The 6,484-nt window shown below is 74.3% G+C and carries 6 protein-coding genes; 1 reads left to right on the top strand and 5 read right to left on the bottom strand.

Annotation, left to right across the window (positions count from 1 at the left end; translation table 11 throughout):
- Positions 1–243: 243 nt before the first annotated feature.
- Together AB0M28_RS39410 and AB0M28_RS39405 are read right to left on the bottom strand one after the other, a co-directional pair.
- A complete protein-coding gene (locus tag AB0M28_RS39410; RefSeq protein WP_365415486.1) occupies positions 244–1,608 on the bottom strand; it encodes a hypothetical protein in 1,365 nt (454 codons plus the stop codon).
- A gap of 46 nt (positions 1,609–1,654) precedes the next feature.
- Complete coding sequence (locus AB0M28_RS39405) at positions 1,655–2,530, bottom strand: polysaccharide deacetylase family protein (RefSeq protein ID WP_365415484.1); 876 nt, start codon at positions 2,528–2,530, stop codon at positions 1,655–1,657.
- 588 nt (positions 2,531–3,118) lie between these two features.
- On the opposite strand from AB0M28_RS39405, the gene panD reads away from it, so the two are divergent.
- On the top strand, positions 3,119–3,538 hold the full coding sequence (gene panD / locus AB0M28_RS39400; protein WP_365415482.1) for an aspartate 1-decarboxylase: 420 nt from the start codon (positions 3,119–3,121) through the stop codon (positions 3,536–3,538).
- A gap of 58 nt (positions 3,539–3,596) precedes the next feature.
- Here panD and AB0M28_RS39395 read toward each other — a convergent pair whose 3' ends face one another.
- From AB0M28_RS39395 to AB0M28_RS39385, 3 genes are read right to left on the bottom strand one after another with little or no spacing between them, the layout of a single operon-like run.
- Entirely contained in the window at positions 3,597–4,448 is an 852-nt protein-coding gene (locus tag AB0M28_RS39395) for a MauE/DoxX family redox-associated membrane protein (RefSeq protein WP_365415480.1), read from the bottom strand.
- Positions 4,448–5,056 (bottom strand): cell wall protein, encoded by a 609-nt coding sequence (locus AB0M28_RS39390; RefSeq protein ID WP_365415479.1) that lies wholly within the window; start codon positions 5,054–5,056, stop codon positions 4,448–4,450. Before AB0M28_RS39390 ends, AB0M28_RS39395 begins: the two co-directional genes overlap by 1 nt.
- Before the next feature lie 13 nt (positions 5,057–5,069).
- Positions 5,070–5,498, bottom strand: coding sequence for a hypothetical protein (locus AB0M28_RS39385; protein WP_365415477.1), 429 nt, complete (start codon positions 5,496–5,498; stop codon positions 5,070–5,072).
- Positions 5,499–6,484 lie beyond the last annotated feature (986 nt).

Below are 6,484 nucleotides of genomic sequence, written 5' to 3'. Positions count from 1 at the left end.
GACGCCTGGCGGCGGGCGTTGTCGGCGCTGCGCGCCTCGGCCTCAAACGCCGGCCGGGCTGGTGTTGGGTTCTCTGCCGTGTTGCCTGGGTGCCGGTGTTTCGGCGCTGCGCGCCTCGGCCTCAAGCGCTGGCCGGGCTGGTGTTGGGTTCTCCGCCGTGTTGCCTGGGCGCCGGTGTTTCGGCGCTGCGCGCCTCGGCCTCGAACGCCGGCCGGGCTGGGGTTCGCCCTTCGCCCTGATGCCTCAGAACCCGCCGCCGCCGTCGAAGCCGCCGCCTCCGAAGCCGCCGCCGTCGAAGCCTCCGCCCCCGTCGAAGCCGCCGCCGAAGTCGCTCTGGTCGAAGTCCGAGCCCGTGTAGTCGCCGCCCTCCGGGCCCGCGTCGCCGGCCGCGTACGCGCCGGGGGCGTACATCATCGAGCCGAGCATCGTGCCCACCAGCAGGCCCGGCAGTATGCCGCCGCCGTAATAGCCGCCCGCCCAGGGGCCGTACACCGGTCCCGCCTCCCAGTACGGGCGGCGGCCCGAAGCCGTCTCCACCGTGCGCGCCAGCGGCTCGTCGCCCGCCGCCAGGCGTGCCGCGTCGGTCGCGCAGGCCGGCACCGGGCGCGGGGTGCCGCCGGGCGGGGCCCATTCCACGTCCTGTACGGACGGACCGTGCCGGGGATCGAAGAAGCACGGCGGGCGCTTCTGGGGCAGCGGGCCGCCGGCCCGCCGCGCCTCCAGCGTGGCCAGGGAGAAGCGGCCCTCCGCCAGCTGCTCCGTCACACCCGTCACGTCCGCGGGGCGGCGCGCGTGCTCCATCCGGGACTTGGCGCCCTCGTACGCGTCCAGAGCCTGGGCATAGTCCTGGCGCTGGTCGTTGTCCGTGGTGACCGACGCCGAGTCGAAGCTGATCCGGGTCAGCTCCTCGCCGAACGCGGTGATGTCCTCGTCCACCACCACCCGCAGCTTCGCCAGCTCCGCCCGCTCCCGCTCGGCCGTGCGCCGAGCGGTCCTGCGCCGTACGACGAGGTACGTGGCGAGGCCCGCGGCCAGCAGCACCACCGCCACGGTGAGGACGGCCGTCCCGCTCACGGTGGTGCCGACACCCCAGGACGAGGGCGCGCGGCCGTCGGCGTCCTTCACCGCCTGAGCCGTGAAGTCCTTCAGCTGGGCCGCGGCGTCGTCGGGGTTCGCGTCCCGGACGGTCAGGAGCAGGTTGTCCACGGCACGCGGGGTCATCACCGACTCGTCCGCGCTGGCTCCGAACCGGTCCCCGAGCTGGACGGCGTACACGCCCGCGATGCCCACGCGGGTGCGCAGCTGGACGATGACGGAGTCCGCCGGGAAGCCCGGGGTGTCCGGCAGCACGGCCACGAACACCGGCTTGTCTGCGTCCTCGATCAGTTCCGTCAGATCGTCCTGCTCGGCCTTGGACATCTGGTCCCGGGCGTCCGGATGGACGTACACCGGCCCGTCCCGCAGGGCCCGCGCGGCCTGCGCGATCCCGTCGGACGGGGACTGCGACTGCGCGGGCGCGGCGAGCGGCGCGACCGCCGCGGACGCCGGGAGCGCACCCGTCGCGAGGGTCAGGACCGCGAAGAGGAGGAGTGTGAGCAATCGCCGCATATCACCCATGCTCGTCCTCTCCCGCGACGGGTGCAATCACTGCAGGTCAGGCAGGTTGGACCAGGGTGTAGCCCTGATCGATCAGCCGGGGCAGGTAGTACTCCAGCGCCGTGACCGTCTGCCAGCGGTTCCCGCCGCCGTCGTGGGCGAGCACGATGGAGTGCGGCTGGGCGCCGCGCAGCACGGCGGTGGTGATGGCGTGGGTGCCGGGCTCGGCCCAGTCGTTGGTGTCGATGTTCCACTGGAACGGCTCCATGCCCAGCGCGGCGCAGATCCGCAGCCCCCGGTCGTCCCACATCCCGTACGGGGCGCGGGCCAGGCGCGGGGGAGCGCCCACGGTCTGCTCGATGAGGTCGCTGGTACGGGCCAGCTCGCGGTGGACGCGGGCGGTGTCGATCAGGTTGAGCTGGGGGTGGGTGTAGGAGTGGTTGCCGATGACGTGGCCGTCGTCGACCACGGCCTTCAGCACGTCGCTGTTCCACGGGATGTTCTCGCCGATCACGAAGAACGTGGCGCGGGTGTCGTAGCGGCGCAGGATCCGCAGGATCGCCGGGGTCTGCGTCGGATGCGGTCCGTCGTCGAAGGTCAGCGCCATCATCCGGTCCCCGGAGCGGGCCGGGAGGCGCAGGGTCTCGTGGGCGGCGGCCCGCACGGGTACGGCGAGGGGGGCGGCGTTGGGTACGCCGTAGCCGGCGACGTGGGTGCTCGGGTAGAGGCGGTACGAGGCGGGGGCGCCGGCCAGCCGGTTGGGGGCGGCGGGCTTGGGGTCGTCCAGTGCGGGCTTCGGGCCCGCGCCCGCGCGGGGGTCGCCGGCGTCTTCGGCGAGGGCTAGCCGCAGGGCGGCGGCGAGACCCAGGACGAACGCTCCGCGCAGGGTGGTGCGGCGGGAGGGTCGCCATTTGTCATACTTGTCATACTTCATGACTTATGGGTCTCATGTGGGGGGTGTGGGGAGGGGGTAGCGACACGCGCCACGCGGGGCGGGTGCGGAATCGCACCCGATCGGACGCGGTCGGGTGGCGTGGGTCGTCTTCCGCTGCGGGGGCTCCGCCCCCGGGCCCCTGTTCGCGGGCTGCGCCCGCGTCGCGCCTGCGGCGCTCGTCCTCAGGCGCCGGACGGGCTTCGGCTTGCGTTCGCGCTGGCTGACGCGGATCGGCGCTGCGCGCCTTGTCCTCAAGTGCCGGACGGGCTTTGGGGCGCCTTGCGCTGGCTGACGCGGATCGGCGCTGCGCGCCTTGTCCTCAAACGCCGGACGGGCTTTGGGGCGCGTTGCGCTGGCTGACGCGCTTCCGGCCTTCGGCCGGAGTTCTCAAGCGCCGGACGGGCTGGGGTGCGGTCTTCGCCCTCCTGCCTGGTTGCCGGCCAGGATTCGCGCCCTGCGGGGTCGGTGGCCCGCGTCCTGGACGTGACCGGGCTCTCGGTGCGGGGGGTGGGGGGTGGGTCGTAGGCTGGTGGGCGTTTGCCCTTGACCCGCGGTGCGGGCAGGGAGCCGGATTATGGAAGGTCCCCCATGCTGCGAACCATGCTCAAGTCGAAGATCCATCGCGCCGTCGTGACGCAGGCCGACCTGCACTACGTCGGGTCCATCACGATCAGCGAGGACCTGATGGAGGCCGCGGACCTGCTGCCGGGCGAGCAGGTCGACGTCGTCGACATCAACAACGGGAACCGGCTCACGACGTACGTGATCCCCGGCCCCCGCGACACCGGCGTGATCGGCATCAACGGCGCCGCGGCCCGGCTCGTCGCCCCCGGCGACCTGGTGATCATCATCAGCTACGCGCAGGTCGAGGACGCCGAGGCCAAGGCCCTCGAACCCCGCGTCGTGTTCGTCGACGAGGCGAACGCCATCGCCGCGCAGGGCGGCGACCCCGCGCAGGCCCTGGACGGCACCGGCCTCGTACGCGGCGACACCGTCGCGGCCGGCTGACACCGTACGGCGGTGGCGGGCCGCCCCCGCGACCGGAGCGGCCCGCCACCGTGACGCGTCACGCCGCGTGTTCCGGCGTCGGTGTCGGGATCACCTCCCCCGACGACGGGTCCACGACGGCCACCCGCACCGCCGGCGCCACGCCGCCGAGCCGCGCGCGGGACGACACCGCGAAGACCACGGACACGGGACGGGACGGGTCCCCGTACACGCCCGCGTAGCGCAGGAAGCGCCAGCCGTCCGCGTCGTCCCAGTGCTCCAGCAGTCCGGAGCGGACGACCGGCCCCAGCGTCTCCCAGGCCACCGACCGCTCCAGCAGCTCCACCGACCCCTCGGCGGGCACCGAGGCCGGATCACCGCCCAGCGGATGCCCGAGCAGCCGGACCCGGAGCCGCCGCGCCGGCATGCGCAGGTCGGTCCGTACGGCCTCGACCGCGAGGGCACCCAGCGCCAGCAGCGCGACCGACGCCGCCGGGTGGTCTCCCGCATACGACCACCACGGCACCGGGGCGGACGCCACCGCGGCGCCACCGGCGCTCACGGACAGCGCCCGGGTGAAGGCGCGGGCGCCGATCGGCTCGTCGTCCCCGGCCGTGCACCCGCACGAGGACTCCGGCGCCGTGGCCCGCGCCCACGCCAGATACGCCGTGAAGCACAGGCCCAGCGCCACGGCCGCCAGGCCCGGCAGCGGTCCGGGCGCCGCGAGCAGGGCCAGCCCCGTGCACAGCTCCACGGCCCCCACCACCCGTAGCACGGTCACCGCGCGGTCGATGCGCAGCCGCCGCTCCAGCGCGGTGTCCACCGCCTGGCCGCGCAGCCGGGGCGCCGGCCCGAACGCCTTGGCCGCCCCCGAGGCGGCCAGCCATACGCCCAGGACGAGGGCCGCCAGGGCCAGGGGGCTTGCGGTCATCAGTGCCCCACCGAGACCCGGGCCAGGTCGATCGCCCCGTCGCGGGGGCGCCACGCGCCGAGCACCAGCGCGTGCTGGCCGATCCGGATCCGGGAGAGGTCCTCGGTGAGCGCCGCTCCGGCGTACGAGGCGACGGTGTGCTCGTTCGAGATCCGGCCGATCAGCTCGCCGCTGTGGTGGCCCAGGGCCAGGCGGTCACGGCCGATGCCGCGGATGACGACGTCGAGGTTGACGATGTTCAACCAGACCGCGTCCGCGGCGATGGAGCCGTCCGGCATCTCCAGGCCCCGCGCGTACATCCCGTCGCCGACCTCGGCGGCGTCCGCCGCCACGGGGTGCAGCTTCCAGACGCTGGTGGCGTTGGTGAGCTGGACGGAGTTGCGCTCGCCGTAGGAGCCGGCGACCTTCAGCAGCGTGCCGTTCTCGATCGCCGTGATCCGCCCCTCGACGAACGAGGAGGCCGGCACGGCCGGGTCGAGGGGCCGCGGCTGGGCCGCGAACGCCTGGTCCGGGTCGACGCCGCCGAGGGCCGTGGCGCCGACGATGGTCGCACCGCCGAGCGCGGCGGTGGAGAGGAAGCGGCGCCGGTCGAAGTCCGTGCTGGTCATGGCGTAACCCTCCTCACTCGTAGATCTGGACGCCGGTCTTGCCGGAGCTCAGGCTGGCGATGACGGAATAGGCCGCGGGGGTCAGGTCGAGGATGCGGTTCGTGCGGCAGATGCCGTTGCAGCAGGTCGCCTCGCCGCAGAAGCTCTTCGTACGCGGACCGCAGTCGGCGATCGTGATGCAGACGGCCGCGCGGCTGCACTGCTGGACGATGCGCATCACGGAGCCGCAGCCGCGCCGCGGGATGCCGCCCTCGCCGGAGCACAGGTCGGGCCGGGTGATGTCGTAGCAGGCCTGGGAGGCGTTGGGCCAGGCGCCGTGGTACGAGCCGGAGCGGCAGTTCCCGCAGGCGCCGCCGCCTGCGCTCCCGCACGGGCCCCAGGCCGCGCCACAGCAGAACCAGGTGGTCTCGCCCGCCCAGAGGTAGTTGGTGCTGCAGGCCATGGGTGGTGCTCCCTTCGTGATGTTGGCCGGTACATGACACTTCGTTCTACGCCGGACCACGGGTCGGCGTTGCCGCCGGGGCCCGGCGCTTGCGCCCACGCAGTTGGCCGGGGCATGACACTTCCCCCTCGGGGCTCCGCCCCCGGACCCCGTGGGGTCGGCCGGTTGCGTGAGATCGGAGGAGCTTTGGGGCTTCGCCCCTGGCCCGGTGGGGTGGTTGCGTGGGGTCGGAAGGGCTTTGGGCTTCGCCCCGGGCCTGGGGCTTCGCCTCACGCCTGGGGGTGGGGCTGGATGGTTTCCGGGGCTTCACCCCCGGGGTCTCGGGGGGCCGGGGCTTCGCTCCGGGCCTGGTGGGGGGCGTAACGGCTGATGAGCTGCACTGGTTCCGGGCTGTGCCCCTGGGCGCGTTGTGGGGCTCCGTCTCCTGGCCGCGCGGAGGCGCGGGTTTCGTGCGGGGGCCGTGCGGCCCTTCGCTGCGCCGGGCGTGGTGAGCGGAGGGTGCTCGGGGTGTGGGGGTGGCGCCTGTCGTTGGCGGTGTGGGGGTGCCTGCCGGGTCTTTCGGGCGCTCGAGCCTTCCCATGGTGCTCCTGCCGGGAGCTGTCGGCCAGGGAGAAATCCGGACGCGTTCGGGGCTGGAGTGGACGCCGTACGACAGGCGCTCCGGGCGCGCACCTGAGCGGGCTGGGCGCCGCCCCGATCGCACCGGAAGGGGCTGGGCGCCGCCCCCGGCGCACCTGAGAGCGCCCGCGCGCCGCTCCGGGCGCGCACCTGAGGGGGCTGGGTGCCGCCCCGATCGCACCGGAAGGGGCTGGGCGCCGCTCTCGGCGCGCCTGAGAGCGCCCGCGCGCCGCTCCGGGCGCGTGCCTGAGGGGGCTGCGCGCCGCTCCGGGCGCACCGGAAGAGGCCGGGCGCACCCGGAGCAGAACGCCGGGGAGCTGTCCGGCGGCAACCAGCAGAAGGTGAGCCTCGCCAAGTGGCTGGCCGCC

This window comes from Streptomyces sp. NPDC051940 (assembly GCF_040680895.1).
Lineage (GTDB): Bacteria > Actinomycetota > Actinomycetes > Streptomycetales > Streptomycetaceae > Streptomyces.
This window is presented reverse-complemented; position numbering and strand designations above follow the sequence as displayed.

Coding starts and splice junctions, on each gene's coding strand:
- AB0M28_RS39410 (WP_365415486.1), bottom strand. CDS start 1,608: ATGCGGCGATTGCTCACACTCCTCCTCTTCGCGGTCCTGACCCTCGCG.
- AB0M28_RS39405 (WP_365415484.1), bottom strand. CDS start 2,530: ATGAAGTATGACAAGTATGACAAATGGCGACCCTCCCGCCGCACCACC.
- panD (WP_365415482.1), top strand. CDS start 3,119: ATGCTGCGAACCATGCTCAAGTCGAAGATCCATCGCGCCGTCGTGACG.
- AB0M28_RS39395 (WP_365415480.1), bottom strand. CDS start 4,448: ATGACCGCAAGCCCCCTGGCCCTGGCGGCCCTCGTCCTGGGCGTATGG.
- AB0M28_RS39390 (WP_365415479.1), bottom strand. CDS start 5,056: ATGACCAGCACGGACTTCGACCGGCGCCGCTTCCTCTCCACCGCCGCG.
- AB0M28_RS39385 (WP_365415477.1), bottom strand. CDS start 5,498: ATGGCCTGCAGCACCAACTACCTCTGGGCGGGCGAGACCACCTGGTTC.